At 75.2% G+C, this 16,387-nt stretch carries 15 protein-coding genes, 1 tRNA gene and 1 pseudogene; 7 read left to right on the top strand and 10 right to left on the bottom strand.

Annotated features, from left to right (window positions below; genetic code table 11):
- Nucleotides 1-53: 53 nt before the first annotated feature.
- Entirely contained in the window at nt 54-1,403 is a 1,350-nt protein-coding gene (locus tag ACL02U_RS16290; RefSeq protein ID WP_412791550.1) for a peptidoglycan-binding protein, read from the bottom strand.
- A 196-nt stretch (nt 1,404-1,599) separates the two neighbouring features.
- On the opposite strand from ACL02U_RS16290, the gene ACL02U_RS16285 reads away from it, so the two are divergent.
- Nucleotides 1,600-1,673 (top strand) — tRNA-Lys (locus tag ACL02U_RS16285).
- Between the two features lie 459 nt (nt 1,674-2,132).
- Here the strand turns inward: ACL02U_RS16285 and ACL02U_RS16280 are convergent.
- The 4 genes from ACL02U_RS16280 to ACL02U_RS16265 form a co-directional block, all read right to left on the bottom strand.
- A complete protein-coding gene (locus tag ACL02U_RS16280) occupies nt 2,133-2,792 on the bottom strand; it encodes a hypothetical protein (RefSeq protein WP_412791549.1) in 660 nt (219 codons plus the stop codon).
- Between the two features lie 234 nt (nt 2,793-3,026).
- Nucleotides 3,027-3,806 carry an HAD-IIA family hydrolase gene (locus tag ACL02U_RS16275; protein ID WP_412791548.1) on the bottom strand — a complete coding sequence of 260 codons (780 nt, stop codon included), beginning with the start codon at nt 3,804-3,806 and terminating at the stop codon, nt 3,027-3,029.
- 233 nt (nt 3,807-4,039) lie between these two features.
- Entirely contained in the window at nt 4,040-5,011 is a 972-nt protein-coding gene (locus tag ACL02U_RS16270) for a hypothetical protein (protein WP_412791547.1), read from the bottom strand.
- Nucleotides 5,012-5,202: 191 nt separating this feature from the next.
- Nucleotides 5,203-6,453, bottom strand: a complete 1,251-nt coding sequence (locus tag ACL02U_RS16265; protein ID WP_412791546.1) for an ROK family transcriptional regulator — start codon at nt 6,451-6,453, stop codon at nt 5,203-5,205.
- 47 nt (nt 6,454-6,500) lie between these two features.
- Between ACL02U_RS16265 and ACL02U_RS16260 the strand changes: the two genes are divergently transcribed.
- The 3 genes from ACL02U_RS16260 (at nt 6,501) to ACL02U_RS16250 (ending at nt 9,293) form a co-directional block, all read left to right on the top strand.
- Nucleotides 6,501-7,601, top strand: a complete 1,101-nt coding sequence (locus ACL02U_RS16260; RefSeq protein ID WP_412791545.1) for a Gfo/Idh/MocA family oxidoreductase — start codon at nt 6,501-6,503, stop codon at nt 7,599-7,601.
- A complete protein-coding gene (locus ACL02U_RS16255) occupies nt 7,598-8,107 on the top strand; it encodes a heme-degrading domain-containing protein (protein ID WP_412791544.1) in 510 nt (169 codons plus the stop codon). Before ACL02U_RS16260 ends, ACL02U_RS16255 begins: the two co-directional genes overlap by 4 nt.
- A 319-nt stretch (nt 8,108-8,426) precedes the next feature.
- Nucleotides 8,427-9,293, top strand: coding sequence for an LLM class F420-dependent oxidoreductase (locus tag ACL02U_RS16250; protein WP_412791543.1), 867 nt, complete (start codon nt 8,427-8,429; stop codon nt 9,291-9,293).
- 148 nt (nt 9,294-9,441) lie between these two features.
- On the opposite strand, the gene ACL02U_RS16245 is transcribed toward ACL02U_RS16250, so the two are convergent.
- From ACL02U_RS16245 to ACL02U_RS16230, 4 genes are all read right to left on the bottom strand, one after another.
- Complete coding sequence (locus ACL02U_RS16245) at nt 9,442-10,299, bottom strand: fumarylacetoacetate hydrolase family protein (RefSeq protein WP_412791542.1); 858 nt, start codon at nt 10,297-10,299, stop codon at nt 9,442-9,444.
- A gap of 230 nt (nt 10,300-10,529) precedes the next feature.
- Complete coding sequence (yidC, locus tag ACL02U_RS16240; RefSeq protein WP_412791541.1) at nt 10,530-11,270, bottom strand: membrane protein insertase YidC; 741 nt, start codon at nt 11,268-11,270, stop codon at nt 10,530-10,532.
- 149 nt (nt 11,271-11,419) lie between these two features.
- Entirely contained in the window at nt 11,420-11,737 is a 318-nt protein-coding gene (locus tag ACL02U_RS16235) for a DUF6412 domain-containing protein (RefSeq protein ID WP_412791540.1), read from the bottom strand.
- A 384-nt stretch (nt 11,738-12,121) separates the two neighbouring features.
- The gene (locus ACL02U_RS16230; RefSeq protein WP_412791539.1) at nt 12,122-12,715 is read right to left on the bottom strand and encodes a maltokinase N-terminal cap-like domain-containing protein; all 594 of its coding nucleotides are present in this window, start codon (nt 12,713-12,715) and stop codon (nt 12,122-12,124) included.
- Nucleotides 12,716-12,897: 182 nt separating this feature from the next.
- Here ACL02U_RS16230 and ACL02U_RS16225 point away from each other — a divergent pair, with 182 nt between their 5' ends.
- From ACL02U_RS16225 to ACL02U_RS16215, 3 genes and pseudogenes are all read left to right on the top strand, one after another.
- Nucleotides 12,898-13,911 carry an SEC-C domain-containing protein gene (locus ACL02U_RS16225; protein WP_412791538.1) on the top strand — a complete coding sequence of 338 codons (1,014 nt, stop codon included), beginning with the start codon at nt 12,898-12,900 and terminating at the stop codon, nt 13,909-13,911.
- 58 nt (nt 13,912-13,969) lie between these two features.
- A pseudogene (locus tag ACL02U_RS16220) lies at nt 13,970-14,325 on the top strand (hypothetical protein); the annotation flags it as partial.
- A gap of 354 nt (nt 14,326-14,679) precedes the next feature.
- Nucleotides 14,680-15,030: a hypothetical protein gene (locus ACL02U_RS16215; RefSeq protein WP_412791537.1), complete on the top strand. Its 351-nt coding sequence runs from the start codon at nt 14,680-14,682 to the stop codon at nt 15,028-15,030.
- A 162-nt stretch (nt 15,031-15,192) separates the two neighbouring features.
- Here ACL02U_RS16215 and ACL02U_RS16210 read toward each other — a convergent pair whose 3' ends face one another.
- A complete protein-coding gene (locus tag ACL02U_RS16210; RefSeq protein ID WP_412791536.1) occupies nt 15,193-16,350 on the bottom strand; it encodes a hypothetical protein in 1,158 nt (385 codons plus the stop codon).
- Between the last annotated feature and the right edge of the window lie 37 nt (nt 16,351-16,387).

The following is a 16,387-nucleotide window of genomic DNA, read 5'->3' as shown; positions in this document are numbered from 1 at the left end:
GCGTGCCTCCAGCCTCCGCGCCAGATGCGTCACAGTCAGTGGGGAGCGGCGGGTCACGAGAACAGCCGCCGCCAGGTCTCCGGTCCGGGGTAGCCGTCCGCCGCGCTGCCCCGCCAGCCCTGGGCGCGCTGGAAGGCCTCCACGTTGCGCCGGTCCGCCTCGCTCCAGTGCGGACCGGGCCCGGTCCGGTAGTGCGTGCCGAAGCCCTTCTTCACCAGCTGCCTCCCCAGCCGGGTGACGTGGCCGTTGCTCGCTCCGTGCCGGAAGGCGCCCCGGCCGGGGAAGGCCGGGACCCGGGCGGGAGCGGCGGACGTGCCCGCAGGGACGTCCCGGCCCTTGCCGCCGACCAGCAGCGACCAGGTGTGCGGCCCGGGCAGTCCGTCCGCCTCCGCGCCCCTCCAGCCCTGGGCCCGCTGGAACGCCTGCACGGCGCGGCGGTCGGCGTCCGACCACCGCGGGCCGGGGCCGCTGCGGTAGGAGCCGCCCGCGCCCCGCTTCACCAGCATCTGCCCCATCAGGGTGACGTAGCGGTTGTTCGCCCCCGGGCCGAAGTACGCCCGGCCCGGGAACGGGGTCACCGCAGCGGCCGGTTCCGGCTTGTGGGCGGCCGGCGGACCCGCCTCGCCGCTCCCACCGCCCGCGGTGCCGGCGCTGCCGGCGCTGCCGGCGGCATCGGCGCCGGCAGCGGCCAGGCCCTTGTAGCGGTAGGGGACGTACCCGTCGGTGTGGCTCCAGTAGGGGTAGGGGGTGGACTGGCGGCGCGTGGCGGGGCTGGTCTGCTCGTAGGCGGTGTAGTAGGTGTGCGTGTAGTCGGTCCAGCCGCCGAAGATGACGACGTGGGAGCCCGCATGGGGGTCGGCCGCGTTGTGGAACAGCAGGATGTCGCCCGGCTCGAGCTCCTCGCGGGAGATGCGCTCCCCGTACCCGCCCAGGGTGCCCGTCCACTCGTTCCCGGGCAGGTCCCAGGCCATCGACACGAAGCCCGAGCAGTCCTGCCGGTAACCGTCCGACCAGTACTTCGTCATGCTGTACGGCACCTTGGCCGCGACCCACTCCTTGGCCCTCCGGATGATCTCCGCCCGGGTGGTGGTGCGCAGCTGGTCCGCCTGGTCGGTCTGGGCGGGCCGGCCGGCGGGCCCGTGCAGCGGGGCCGCGCCGCCCTGCGGGGTGTCGGGCTCGTCACCCGCGGGCACGCCCGGCCGGTCCGGGTGGTGCGGGACGGCGGCGGCCGGGGCGGCATGGGCGGCGGCGAGCACGGTGGAGGTGGCGGCGGCCACGATCAGGGCGCGGTGCGCCGGCGGGCGGGATGCCCCGGGGAGCGAGGGCGCACGGCGCCGGTGCGTGCATCCGGGGCAGTCGCAGTCACTCGTGGGATCGATGTCCTCGAAGACCGGAGTCTCCATGAGATACCCCTCACACTCCAGTCGGGATTGTCCACTTCTGTGCACGTTGATCAGTTTCTCAACTGTCATCCCGGTGCGCATGCTGACGGTCCGAATGATGTACGCGGGGCCGGACGGGCCCGCCCGGCCCGCCCGGCCCCGCCGTCGGCGGTCGGAGGCACCGTCCCAGGTCATGTAGAGTGAGCGACGTCAGCAGGCGCCGCTAGCTCAGTTGGTTAGAGCAGCTGACTCTTAATCAGCGGGTCCGGGGTTCGAGTCCCTGGCGGCGCACCGACACGAAGGCCCTCCGCCGAGCGGGGGGCCTTCGGCGTGCGTGTCCCCGCGGGCGGCCCGGAGCACGGTTCGGCACACGGTGCGGCACCTTCGCCGGAGGGCGGAGGGCCGCGTCCCCCTCGCGGCCGCAGGAGCGGTCCGGCACCCGCCGGCGCCGCACCGCGCCGGCCTGCCGAACCCGGCGCCTCCCCCGGCCGCGCCCGGCGCCCCACTCCCCCGCCCCACCGGTCCCGGTCGGGCAGGCCGACACGACCAGGTTCGCCCGGTAGCTGTCGCTCACCCGGTCGAAGGGGGCCGGCCGACGGCGGCCATGTCACCGGTGGCGGTCGGGAAGGCCCCCGGCCGCGCGGCGGTCACCTCGTTCCCCCATGTCCACACCGGGAGGAGGAGTACCGCCCGGACCACCCAGGGGAGCAGGCGCCCGGTAATCCGGGTGCTCGCGGTCGGCCACCGCGCTCAGTCCGTCCCGCGGTCCCGGCGAACACTGCGCACGGCCACCGCCACGGCGGCGACCCCCGCCAGCACCAGCCCGATCACGGCGTGCACCGTGCCGGGACCGTGCACGCGGGCCTCGGCGGCGACGAGGCGGGCCGCACCGCCGCCGCCCGCGCGGACCGGCGCGACGGGGGAAGCGGACGCGGCCGCGGACGCGCGGCCCGGCGCGGGTGCGGGCGGGAAAGCGGGGACGCGCGGAGAAGAGGGCGCGGCCGGGAAAGCGGGCGCGGGCGGAGAAGAGGGCGCGCGCGGAGAAGAGGGCGCGGGTGGGCGGGCGGTGGCCGTGGGCTTCCCCACCACCTGGACGGTGCCCCTGACGGTGTTCTCCCCGCAGGTGATCCGCAGGTCGTAGGAGCCGGGCCGCAGTGCGGAGCGGACCCGGGACTCTCCGGTGAGGCGGCCGCCGACGCCGGTGAGGTGGGCCTCGGCCACGAACGCCGGGGACACCGCCAGCCCGGTCCGGCCGGTGCAGCCCCGCACCGTGAGCGCCACGTCGGTTCCGGGGGCCGGAGAGGACGGGACCACCGCGACACCTCCGCCGTCCGCCGCGTACACCGCCGGGCCGAGCACGGTCAGCGCGGCCGCCGCCGACGCGCAGAGAGTGGCCTTGAGTCGACCCATGGTGAACCTCCCGATACTCGGAGGCTCCTCCCCGGGCCCGGCACCCGCATCCGGTGGCGAGGTGCCGCTGCTCCATCCGGGCGCGCCGTCCCCGCCGGTGGGCGCGCCGTCCCCGCCGGTGGACCTCGACCGGCCGCGGGACCGGCGCTCCCGGTCACCGCCGGAGGACCGGACCCGGTCGCCCTCGGAGGACCGGACCCGGTCGCCGGACGGCCGCTCCCGGTCGCCGCCGCCTCAGACCAGGTCGAGCAGGTCGGCGATGGAGTCCACGACGGTCGACGGCCGGTACGGGAAGTTCTCCACCTGCTCGGGCCGGGTCAGCCCGGTGAGCACCAGGAAGGTCTGCATGCCCGCCTCCATGCCGGCCAGCACGTCGGTGTCCATGCGGTCACCGATCATCGCGCTGGTCTCGGAGTGGGCGCCCAGGGCGTTGAGGCCGGTGCGCATCATCAGCGGGTTCGGCTTGCCCGCGAAGTAGGGCTGCTTGCCGGTCGCCTTGGTGATGAGCGCGGCCACCGCACCGGTGGCGGGCAGCGGGCCCTCGGTGGACGGGCCGGTCTCGTCGGGGTTGGTGCAGATGAAACGGGCGCCCGCGTTGATCAGCCGGACGGCCTTGGTCATCGCCTCGAAGGAATAGGTGCGGGTCTCGCCCAGGACGACGTAGTCCGGCTCGTGGTCGGTGAGGATGTAGCCGATGTCGTGCAGCGCGGTGGTCAGCCCGGCCTCGCCGATGACGTACGCGCTGCCGCCGGGGCGCTGGTCGTCGAGGAACTTCGCGGTCGCCAGGGCCGAGGTCCAGATGTTCTCGATCGGCACGTCCAGGCCCATGCGGTCCAGACGGGCGTGCAGGTCGCGCGGGGTGTAGATCGAGTTGTTGGTCAGCACCAGGAAGGGCCTGCCGGAATCGCGAAGCCTCTTCAGGAAGGCGTCCGCGCCGGGGATGGGGACACCCTCGTGGATCAGGACCCCGTCCATGTCGGTGAGCCACGACTCGATGGGCTTGCGTTCTGCCATGTGCTGCGTCTCCTGGCGACGTGGGCCCGGCCGCACTCGGTACCGGACCGGACTACCGGACTGGGGCGCCGGAACCACGGCGTACCGACGCCCCACAGCCTAGATGAACTCCGCGGGGCGTCCGCGGAGACGGGAACCGGACCTCCCGGACCGAGACCTCCCGGTCGGGGGCGGCGCCGGGGGCGGGGCCCGATCGCTCGGATGGTCCACGCAGGGGATCGCCGCGCGCCGCCTCAGCGGCTCCGCCGCCTCCACCGGACGAGCAGCAGTGCGGCGCCGCCGAGGAGCAGCAGGCCCGCGCCGGTGGCGGCGAGGGCGCGGTGGAAGGAGCGGAGGCCGGTGCCGGCGAGCTCGGCGGGGAGGGACGGAGCGGCCGGCTCGGCGGTGGCGGCCGGATCGGTCGGCGCGGTGCCGGTGGTGCGGGAGGGGGCAGTACCCGGGGACGTGCCGGGGGCGGATTCCTTTCCCGTTCCGGGGACCGTGCCGGTACCGGTGTCCGCGTCCCCGCCGGTGTCGGTGCCCGTGTCCGTGTCCGTGCCCGTGCCCGTGCCCGTGTCCGTGCCGGGGCCCTGTCCGGTCCGGATCGTGAAGCGGTACGCGCCGGACTGACCGACCCATTCGCCGTCGTCGCCGTCCCGCTGGACGGCGGAGGCGTTCGCCGTGACCTCGTTCGGCACGGCGTCCGCGGTGAACGCCAGCCGCACCTTCACGGTGACCGTCCGGTGCGGTCCGACGGTGAACCCGCGGAACCGGTCCGGCTCCGCGCTTCCCCCGCCGGCATCGGCGCCACCGGGGTCGCCGGTGGCGCCGCGGCCGCCCACGGCGTCGGCGAAGACGCCGACGAGTTCGTCCTCGTCGGTCTCCGTGAAGCGCACGAGGTGTGCCCGGGGACCGTCGTAGAACTCCAGCCGGGCCTGCTCGGGCCGCAGTGCTCGCCGCCCGTCGGCGAGGACGACGACCGGGTGGATGCGGGCGCAGGCTCCCGCGGTGGTGTTCGTGAGCTGCACGTACCACGTGCCGTAGCCGCCGCCGGCCCGGTAGCTTCCGGGCCCGCCGGTGATCCGGGTGCGGATCGGGAAGTCCCGCGCACCGGACGGGGCGACGCAGGCAGGGAGGGGGGCCGCGCGCGGCGGGGCGGCGGAGGGCCCGGGCAGCAGCAGGGCGACCGCGGCGAGGCTGAGAGGCAGTGGCGTCCACAGTGGCATGACACCGGGACCCTTCCCGGCCGAGGACCCGGAGCCGCGCCCCGGGCTCGCGAGTGCCTCGGCCGGGTGAGGAACCCTGCCTGATTGGCGGACGGCCGGCACGCTCGGGGCGCGGTTCTCCGCAGGCGGCGCAGGGGCGGAGCCGGGGCACCGCGCCCCGGACCGCTGCGGGGCACCGCCGGGCGGGTCGCCTATCCCTGCGGCCGCCCGAACACCGCGCCCAGCACCAGTTGCGCCGCCCCCACCGCGACGCCGAACTCCCCGCCGCCGGCGATCCGCACCGGCACCGAGTCCTGGGCCCTCCCCTGCCTGCGCACGCGGTCCCGCACCACCGCGTCGACCTCGCGGACGAAGACCTCGGGCGCCGCCGCCACCGTGCGGCCTCCCAGCAGCACCAGGTCGATGTCGAGCAGCCCCACCAGGTTGGCCGCGCCCACGCCGAGCACCCGGGCCGCCTCCGGCAGGTCGCCGCGGGCCACGGCCGCCAGGCACAGCGCCTCGATGCAGCCGCGGTTCCCGCACCCGCACACCGGCCCGTCCAGCCGAATGACCTGGTGGCCGAACTCCCCCGCCCCGGTCCGCGCCCCGCGGTGCACCGAACCGCCGATCACCAGGCCGGCGCCGAGCCCCGTCCCGAGGTGCAGATAGGCGAACGACCGCCCGGTGCCGCCCTGGCCGGCCTCTCCGTCCGGCTCCCCCGCCACCGCCGGCCCGAGCGCCGCCGCGTTGGTGTCCTTGTCGACGAGGACCGGCACCCCGAGTCGGGCGGCCACCGCGTCCCGCAGCGGGAAGCCGTCCCACTCGGGAAACCCGGTGACCCGGTGCAGCACGCCCCGGACATGGTCGAGCGGCCCCGGCAGCGCGACACCGACACCCAGCAGCGTGCCGCCCGCACCCGGCCGACCACCGGGCTCCGGCGGCGTACCGGCGCCCGGCGGCGTACCGGCGCCCGGCGGCGTACCGGCGCCCGGTGGGGCGCCGCCGCCCGGCGGGGCATCGGCGCGCAGTTGCGCCAGGAGTGGTGCGACCTCCCGCTCCAGCGCCGAGACCACCCGCCGCGCTCCCTCCCCGGGCCGCAGGTCGAGCGGCGCGCAGCGCTCGCCGACCACGGTCCCGCGCAGGTCGACCAGCACGGCGCGCAGCTCGTCCCGGTCCAGATGCACGCCGACGGCATGCCCCGCCTCCGGCACCAGCCGCAGCAGGGTCCGTGGTTTGCCGCCCGTGGACGCGCGCCGCCCGGCCTCCGCGGCGAGCCCCTGCTCCCGCAACCTGGCCGTGATCTTGCTGACCGCCTGCGGGGTGAGTCCGGTCCGCTCGGCGAGTTCGAGGCGGCTGATGCCGTCCGCGCCCGCCGCGCGCAGCAGGTCGAGCACCAGCGCGGCGTTGTGGCTGCGCAGGGCCGGCAGGTCGGCGCCCCCGTTCATCCTGTTCACGCCACCCATTGTCCCCCGCACTTGCGCTTTGGCAACAGCGTTGCGAAAGTGAGGGCATGACTGGTACACCCCTCGGCGCCTCCTCCGGTCCGCCCCTGCGCGCGGGCCTGGTCGGCTACGGCCTGGCCGGCTCCGTCTTCCACGCCCCGCTGATCGCCGCCACCGAGGGCCTCGCGCTGGACACCGTGGTCACCTCCCGCCCCGAGCGGCAGGAGCAGGCCCGTGCCGAGCACCCGGGCGTCCGCGTCGTCTCCACCGCGGACGAACTGCTGAAGCGGGCCGACTCGCTGGACCTGGTCGTCATCGCCTCCCCCAACCGGACCCACGTGGCGCTCGCCACCGCCGCGCTGGAGGCGGGCCTCCCGGTCGTGGTCGACAAGCCGCTCGCGGGCACGGCGGCCGAGGCGCGCGAGCTGGCGGCCCTCGCCGAGCAGCACGGACTGCTGCTTTCCGTCTTCCAGAACCGCCGTTGGGACAGCGACTTCCTGACCCTGCGCCGGCTCGTCGCCGACGGCGAACTGGGCGACGTGTGGCGTTTCGAGTCCCGCTTCGAGCGCTGGCGGCCGCAGCTGAAGGGCGGCTGGCGCGAGTCCGGTGACCCGGCCGAGATCGGCGGCCTGCTGTACGACCTCGGCAGCCACGTCGTCGACCAGGCCCTGGTCCTGTTCGGGCCGGTCACCCGGGTGTACGCCGAGTCGGTGATCCGCCGCCCGGACGCGCGGGCCGACGACGACACCTTCATCGCGCTGACGCACGCCGACGGCGTCCGCTCCCACCTCCACGTCTCCTCGACCGCGGCCCAGCTCGGTCCGCGCTTCCGGGTCCTCGGTTCGCGGGCCGGCTACGTCAAGTACGGCCTCGACCCGCAGGAGGCGGCCCTGCGCGAGGGCGCCCGCCCCGGCGCCGCGGGCACCTGGGGAGCGGAGCCCGAGGAGGCGTGGGGCCGGATCGGCTCCGGGGAGTCCCCGGTGACCGGCGGCGGTCGGCCCGTGCCGTCCCTGCCCGGCGACTATCCCGCCTACTACACGGCGGTCGCCGAGGCCCTCGTCGGCGCCGGCCCCAACCCGGTGACCGCCCTGGAGGCGGCCGCCGCACTGGACGTCCTGGAGGCGGCCCGCCGCTCGGCCCGGGAGCAGACGGCGGTGAGCCTGCGTTGACCGGTTCCGAACCGACGCCCCGTTTCCGCCCCGAGCTCACGCCGGGCATCGAGGAACTCGAGGCCCAGGAACGCCGCCTGGTCTTCCGGCGGTTCACCCACGACGACGCGTGGGCGCTCGGCTCGCTGCTGGTGCGGCTGGCCGGGGAGCGGCAGGCGCCGGTCGCCATCGACATCCACCGCGCCGGCCAGCAGCTCTTCCACGCCGCGCTGCCCGGGTCCACCCCCGACAACGACGCCTGGATCCGGCGCAAGCGCCGGGTGGTGGAGCGCTACTGCGCCTCCTCCTACCTGGTCGGCACCCGCTTCCGGGCCAAGGGCGGCAGCTTCGAGGAGTCCTCCCGGCTCGACCCGGACTCCTACGCGGCACACGGCGGCTCGTTCCCGATCCGGGTCGCGGACGTCGGAGTGGTCGGTGCGGTGACGGTGTCCGGACTGCCGCAACTCCAGGACCACCGGCTGGTGGTGGAAGCGCTGGAGCGGTTCCTCGCACCGGAACGGGACTGACCGGGCGGCCGTAACCCGGTGACCGCTCGCCTGGCGGCCACTCCCCCGGCGGTCGCTCCCCGACGGCCGCTGCCCGGCGTCGGCTCCCCGGGGCGTGCGGACCGGCAGTCCCTGGATGCGGTCCCGGAGGTGGTACCGGGAGGCGGTCCCGGAGGTGGTACCGGGAGGCGGTCCCGGAAGGCCGTCCGCCAACCGATCCCGCCAGGTGGTCCCGCCAAGGGGGCCCGCCAGGGGGCCGCGCGGAATGCACGGGGCGTCCACTCCGGTTGGCACTGCCGTACGCGCATGATCGCAGCGTGGTCCGGAAGGAGCGCCACCCGTGGGCACACCCGTCGCAGAGGACATCGGCCGGTACGGCATCTGGAGCAGCGCACTCCGCGCGGAGGATCCCGAGGGGAGCCGGGAACGCGCGGAGGCGGCCGCCGAGTTGGAGGAACTGGGCTTCGGCGCCCTGTGGCTGGGCGGCTCCGCTTCGGTCGGGCACGCGGCACCGCTGCTCGACGCCACCGACCGGATCACCGTCGCCACCAGCATCCAGAGCATCTGGCAGCACGCGGCCGCGGACACCGCCGCCCTCCTAGCCGAGTTGGAGGCCGCTCACCCGGGCCGCTTCCTGCTCGGCCTGGGCGTCAGCCACGCCAAGCTCACCGACCGGTACCGGCGCCCGTACACGGCGATGAAGGACCATCTCGACGCCCTCGACGCGGCGGGCGTCCCCGCCGGGCGCCGGGTGCTGGCCGCGCTCGGCCCGAGGATGCTGGAGCTGGCCCGCGACCGGGCGGCGGGTGCGATCCCGTACCTGGTCACCCCCGGGCACACCGCGGGGGCCCGCGAGGTCCTGGGTGAGGGCCCGCTGCTCGCCCCCGAGTTCAAGGTGGTCCCGGAGGCCGATCCGGCCCGTGCCCGCGAGGTCGCCCGCGGCTACCTGGGGCGCTACCTGGAACTCCCGAACTACACCAGGAGCCTGCTGCGGCTCGGGTTCAGCGAGGACGACCTCGCGGGCGGCGGCAGCGACCGCCTCGTCGACGCCGTGTTCGCCTGGGGCGACGACTCCGCGATCCGCGCACGGATCAAGGAGTTCCTGGCCGCGGGCGCCGATCATGTGGCGCTCCAGGTGGTGGACGGATCCCCGCAGAACGCCCTGCCGCGGGCAGGCTGGCGCCGGCTCGCCGCACTGCTGGCCTGACGCGCACCGGCGGGCCCCGCCCCGCCCTACGCCACCCCGCCGGCTGCCCCGCCGCGCCCCGCGCTCCCCGCCCGGCCGCGCACCGGCGACGGGGCTGGGCGGGGGCGACGGGGCTGGGCGGGGGCGCGGGTGCGGGTGCGGGTGGGGCTCACGCGTCCTTGAACTGCTGACGCTGTCGCCCGAGCCCGCCGATCTCCAGCTCGACCACGTCCCCGGCCCGCAGGTACGGCTTCGGCTCCGGCTGGCCCATGGCCACCCCGGCCGGGGTACCGGTGTTGACGACGTCACCCGGGTACAGCGTCATGAAGTGGCTCAGATAGCGCACCACCTCGCCGACCGGGAAGATCTGCTCGGCCGTCGTCCCGTCCTGCCTCAACTCCCCGTTCACCCACAGCCGCAGCCGCAGGTTCTGCGGGTCGGGTACCTCCTCGGCGGTGACCAGCCAGGGCCCGAGCGGGTTGAACGTCTCGCAGTTCTTGCCCTTGTCCCAGGTGCCGCCCCGCTCGATCTGGAACTCCCGCTCGGACACGTCGTGCGCGACCGTGTATCCCGCGACGTGGGCGAGCGCCTCCTCGGCGGAGCCGAGGTAGCGGGCGGTACGGCCGATGACGACGGCCAGCTCGACCTCCCAGTCGGTCCTGGTGGAACCGCGCGGGACGAGCACGGTGTCGTGCGGGCCGACCACCGTGTCCGGCGCCTTGAAGAACACCACCGGCTCGGTGGGCGGCCGCGCTCCGGTCTCCCGAGCGTGGTCGTGGTAGTTCAGCCCGATGCACACGATCTTGCCGATGCTCCCCAGCGGCGGCCCCACGCGCAGCCCGGTCGCGTCCAGCTCCGGAAGCTCCCCCGCCTCGACCGCCGCACGGATGCGGCCCAGGGCCGCGTCGTCGGCGAGCAGCGCACCGTCGACGTCCGGCACCACGCCCGCCAGGTCCCGCAGGGTCCCTTCGGCGTCGAGCAGCGCGGGCCGCTCCGACCCCGCCGTACCGACTCGCAGCAGCTTCATGGACTCACGTCTCCCTCGATCGCGGGCGTCCGGCCGAGGAACGCGACCGGGATGCGGCCGAGGCGCGACCATCGGAGGACTTGGCCGATCCTCCAAGGCCGCGGTCCACTCCGCAAGACCCCGTTCACGTACTGGACCGCAGGGTGGTGCGCGGGTGCCGCTGTTGCCCGACCGTCCCCCGGCTCGGGAGGCGCGCTCCCGACCGCACCGCCGGCCGCGGTACGCCGGTTTCAGCCGCGGTACAGCACGGCGCGCTCCACCGCGGTCCATGCCGCGCTCGTCACCACGTACAGCGCGGCGGCCAGCGGTACGACGGCGACGGTCACGAGAGTGAAGAAGGGAAGGAACGGCGTGACCCCGGAGAGCGCACGGAGCCCGGGTACGGGCGGCTCGCCGCCCCCCGCCTCCGCGCCGGGGCCGTCCACGGCCGCGGAGGCCCTGGCCCGCCGGTATCCGAACACCGCGACGACACCGGTGACGGCGAACAACCCCACGTACACCAGCCCCGCCGGTCCGAAGAGCCCGCCGTCCGCGAGGGCATCGGACCACCGGCCGCCGAGCGGCGCGGCGAACAACCGGTGCGCCAGCAGTCCGCCGCCCCGTCCCCCGCCGTCCGCCGCGCCCGAGAAGATCCGGTAGAGCACGAAGAACGCCGGCAGTTGCAGCAGGCCGGGCAGCAGGCCGGAGAGCGGGGACACCCTCTCCTCGGCGTGCAGGTCCCGTACCGACTGCTGCAGGCGCCCGGGGTCCTTCGCGTACCTCCGGCGCAGTTCGGCGATCCGGGGCCGCAGCGCCGCACGGGCCCGCTGCCCCCGCGCCGCGGCCCGGGACAGCGGGTGCACGAGGAGTCGGACGAGCAGGGTGAACAGGACGATCGCGGCGGCGGTCGCGGAGGCGTGGAAGAGGGGCTGAAGCAGCTCGGCGAGCTGTTCGACGAGTCGGGCGAAGACGGTCAGGGGTGAGGCGGACATGGGTGGTGGAGCCCTCCGGGGTCACGTCGACCGTGGTACGCGGGCACGGCTGGTGCAGGGCGTACGCACGGGCATGGCGAACATGGCGGCGTGACGACCCGCGACGGTTCACGGACGGGACGGAGAGGTTCGAGCGTGACCTACGTGTCCTACGTGCCCTGCGCGGTGGTCGCCGGGGGAACGGCTCCGGGTGCCCTGGGCCGGCGGCGGCCGGGCGCGTCGGGATCGCGCTGGGGCAGGAAAGCGGTGCGGCGCGCCCGCTCGCGTATCGCCGTACGCACGCGGGTCGGCGGCACCGCGGGCACGCACCGCGCGCTGAGCAGCACGCAGACGACGAGCGCGGACCCGGCGGCGGCGGTCGCGGCGAGCGCGACGGTGAGCGAGAGGCCGCCGGTGTCCAGCAGACCGGCCAGGAGGACGAGGAGCAGCAGCACAGGGGCCGGCCGCAGCACGCTCACGCGCATCATCGAACGCTCCCCCCTCTGCTCTACGCGCCGCCCCGTACCGCCCACTTCCCGGTACCTCGGCGGGCCGCGCCGCCCGGATCTCATCCGGATCGTCCCGCACCCGGCACTCCTACAACGCCGGGCACGGCGGGGTTGGTTCCGCCCCCTGGCACATTTCGCCGCATCCACCGGGCACCGCCTCCCGGCCGGCGGGCAGCGTTCCCGGGCCGTGAGCGGAAAGCCCGCGGCGGCAACCGGACCACCACGCGCGGCCGACCGGTCCCCTCCGCTCCACGACCGGTACACCCGCCACCGGCGCGCCCCCGCCACCTGTACACACCGCTGTTGCGGCTGCCGACCGTATGCCTGCCACCGGCCGTACACCTGTCGCCGGTCGTGCGGCTGTCACCGGTGGGCCGGCAGGAGCGCGGCGAACACGGCACGGGCCTCCTCCCCCTGCGCGGTACGCCACCCGGCGACCACCTGCGCAGCGGCCCCGGCCGGGGCGGGTGCCGCGGGGTCCAGGACACGGACGAAGTGCGGCGCGAGCCCGTCGACGGCAGCGTCGCCGGCCGGGGCGCGGACCGCGACGGAGGGGTCGGGTGTGTCCGACACGCTCTGCATCTGCGGCTCGGCGAGACCGCGGAGGAGTTCCCGCGTCCGGTCGAGCAGCACCGGGTCCCGGGTCCCGTCGTAGATCCACCGCTTTCCGAGGACCCCGTGCTCGGACGTGCCGACGAGGGCCGCCTCCGCGCCGTCGAGGGGCGCACCGCGGTAGGTCAGCGGCACCTGGTAGGCGACCGGCAGGTCACCGGACCCGTCGAGGACGACCATGAACTCCATCCCGACCTCGCCGTGCGGATCGTCCAGCCGGAATCCGCCCGCCCTGGACAGCACCGGGGCGCCGGGCCCGCCGGAGTACCAGGAGCAGGTGGGCAGCCAGGTGGTGAGGAGTTCCAGCTTGGTGGGGGTCAACGTGGTGCGATGGATGATCGACATGCTGGGGAGGATAGATCCGCGGCCCGAGCCCCGTCTCGGCACTTTGCCCACGACCGGATGCGGTCCGCGGAGTCCGGCACCGCATCCGGCCGGTGAACCGTCCCCGCGGGTGGCGCCGGCGGCCGGTTCCGGGCCCTACGGCGGTCTCACCTTCGGCACCGACGGGCAGTACGGTGTCGTGCATGCGCCCCGACACGCCCGCCGAGAACGTCGATCACACCGCCGAAGCGGCACGCCTGGAGCGGACCGCCGACCGCTACCCGGAGGACGCGGAGTCCCTGCTGCTGCGGGCCGCGGCCCACCTGGAGGTGGGTGGCGACCGTCCGGCCGCTACAGCCCTCTACGACCGCCTGCTGTCCGCCGCCGACGGTCTGGAGAACCCGCACCTGGTCCGCGCCCTCAAGGCGGCGAACCTCTGGGAGTACGGGCACGAGGCGGAGGCCCGGGCGATCATCGGCGGCATCCGCACGGCCGCTCCGCGCGACCCCGCCCCCTGGGTGATCATCGCCGAGGCGCTGGAAGCCCACGACGAGTTGGAGGCGGCGCAGGAGACGTTCACCGACGGCGCCCGTCTCCTCCTGGCGGACGTGCCCGAGCCGCCCTACGCCACGCACCCCCTTCTCTTCGGCAGGCACCGGGTGCGCCGGATGCTGGGCCTCGACCACGACGACTGGGACGCCCTCGCCGACTCCCTCAACACGGCCCCGGTCTCCCTGGACGAGCTCCACGACCCGAACCGCGTCTGGTCGCTGGGCTCGGACAACCCCGCCGAGCTGGAGGCGGAGATCTCCCGCCTGCGAGCGGAACTGGGTACCTACCGCGAGGCCCTCTCCCGTCCCTTCCCGGTCGCCATACTCCACTGGCCGGCCGAGGAACTGGCGGAACTGGTCGCCGACCACCCCGCGCTCGCCGCCGAGTACCCCTCCTACGAGGAGCACCTGGCGACCACCGAGCGCTCCCTGCGCGAACTGGCCGCCTCCGGCACCCAGAACCTGGGCATCGTGACCGGCACGGTGCCGTCCTACGAGGCCTTCGCCGCCTCCGAGGGCTCCGCCCCCGCCGACGCCACGCTGCTCCCGCAGTACGCGACCACCCTCGCCTCGCGCGGCCGCGCCGTTTCCTGGCCGCCTCAGCGAAGCGCGAAGTGCTGGTGCGGATCCGGGCAGTCGTACGGCGACTGCCACGGCTCCGCCTAGCGATCCCGGCGGTCACGTCTCCGCGGGCACGACCGAACGCGAACAGATGGGACGAGTCGTGGACCGGCCACTGCTCTTCCTCGACGTGGCCGGGCCCCTCAACCCCTGTGCGGCCGAGCCGGAGAGGCGCCCCGCCGGCTGCACCACGCTCAGAGTGCCCGAGGCGGTGGGGTTGCGGAGGCGCCCGGCGCATCCCCACTCCGGCGGGGGCCTCTGCGGGTGTGGCTCAACCCGGAGCACGGGCGGGCCCTGCTCCGGTTGGACCACGAGTCGTGCTGGGCCACCAGGTGGATGGGCGACGCCAACCGGTGGATCGCCCCGGTGCTCAATCTGCCCGAACTACCCTTCGTCGACTTCGAAGACGCTCTGCTGCGAGAGCGACCGGACGGAGTCCACTGGAAGACCGCTCCTTTGAGCTCGTAACAGGATCATGATCGTGTTACGAGCTCCATGTGACCTGCGAGTCGCTCTCCCACGCAGCCATGGTGACGTGAACTGATGACTGACGTCACGCCAAGGTCGCGATTTGGCCATGTCTACGGGACCCAGCGTCGACGTGGCCCGAGCTCGCGTGTGCGCCGTGCGGTCCTGGCGATCTGGGCGCCGGGGGTGGCAGGATGCCGGGGGTGACCACATGCCGAAGGGCCGATGCCGCGTAGACGGCCTGGCGCCCTGCGCGCCCCGCAACAGGGGCCTCGCGTCCGGGAGGAGCCGCCGCCGAGTCGGATCCACGGGCTCTCAGCCCGTACCAGCCTGGCGATACATCGAGTGGAGCGCTCCTCGGGCGACTACTACGTCTTCCCCGGCGCCACCGCTCACGCGCTGCGGCGCTATCGGGCGTTCCTGGAGCCGTCGGGACGGCGGCCCTTGTACCCCCAGGACGCGCACTGCTCTTGCCGCGGCTGTTCCTTGGACGATGTGCGGCACGCCCGCGACGTCCTCGAGGAGGTTCTGCAGCGGCTGCCCTCGCGGTCCCGCGCCGAGCTGAAGCGCCGGGTGGCGCGCCTGGACGCCGGCTACCTGGAGCGCACCCTGCCCGACCCGTTCGCCGAGCGCAGGCAGTGGCGTGCCGACCTCTGGTGGCGCCGCCGCCTCACGGTGGGCGGGGAGTCCACGTGAGGTGTCGTGGTCCCGCCCGTGGTTGAGGGACCGTGCCGGGTGTTGTCGGAGAGTGCGACACATCCGCGGCGGGTGTGGCACTCTGCCGCACCCGTCCCCGGCCCCCGGAGTCCGTTGGGGTTCTTCGGGGCGGCCCTGGAGTGCGGGTCGGTGGGGAGAGGGTCAGGGGCTCAGTTGCAGCTGCCAGGCGGACAGGGACCAGACCTCGTAGATTCCCGGGCCGGGCAACTCCGCGGTGGCCTCGTGGCGCCCTTCACCGCTCAGCAGCTCATGTCCGACGGAGAACTCCTCGGTGAGCCGCGTCACCGAGAACGGGCCGCGGCCCCGGTGGGAGAAGGCGAGCGTGCCGGGGTCGCCGTCGTAGCGGAAGACGAACGGCCCCTTGGAGTCAAGTGCGCGTCCGGTCAGTGTCACCGGCTCGGACTGCAGCCAGACCTTCCAGGGGCCGGGTGCGTCGAGGCGGAGCCGGACGTGTGCGGTGCCGTCGGCCGGCACGGGGACCACCGCGCGCCGCACGCCGTCCGTCAGTCCGATCCGCCGGCGGTGCCGCCACCCGTCCCGGTCGATCAGGTGGGCCTCGCCTGCGCCGCGTGCCAGGCGAATCAGCAGCAGTACGGGGGCGGCAGGATCCGGCCGGAGGAGTTCCAGCCTCGTGTTGCCGCGCCCCTCGGCTCGCTGGGCGGCAGGTGTCGCCGAGGGCCAGTGCCGATAGGACACCGGGGAGGTTCCGCCGGACGACGGCCGGCGCACGGCACGGCCGCGGTCGGCCGTGCCGCGCGGGCGGGGCGCCCCGCGTGCGGCCCGGCGCCGCTGTGGAGCAGGCCGCTGTGCGCCCGCCGGCGCCGGGCCGGCGAGGGCGAACGGGGGCGACCCGTCGGCGAGCCGTGCGGCATCCGCCGCACAGACGGGTATCGCCCGGGCCACCCCGCCGGGAGGTGCCCAGCGCACCCGCGTCGCGGCCGGCCCGTGGCGCGGGTCGAAGTGGCACGGCTCGGACCGCTCGGGCAGCGGGCGGCCCTCGGCCCTCGCCCGCGCGCAGGCCAGTGCCCGGCGGCCGTCCTGCAGCGCGCGGAGCACCGTCTCGTCGTCCTGTCGACCGCGACTCGCGGCGGCACCCCGTTTGGCCTGCTCGTAGCAGTCCAGGGCGTGCCCGTAGTCGGCCAGTACCGCGGGGTCGGACGTGTCGCGCAGGGAGATGGAGTCGCAGTCGGCGAGCGCCTCACCGAAAGCGGTGATCTGCTCGTCCAGAAGCGCCGCATCCGGCCCGCGGGTGCGGCGGAGGAACCGCGGCAGCCCTCGCCCGCGCCGCGTCTCGGCCACCGTCGGGTTCCCTTCGTTCCGTGTGACGGGCGGGTCG

This window comes from Streptomyces sp. MS06 (assembly GCF_047200655.1).
Classification (GTDB): domain Bacteria; phylum Actinomycetota; class Actinomycetes; order Streptomycetales; family Streptomycetaceae; genus Streptomyces.
The sequence above is the reverse complement of the archived record's forward strand: the minus strand, read 5'-3'. Positions and strand labels throughout refer to the sequence as shown.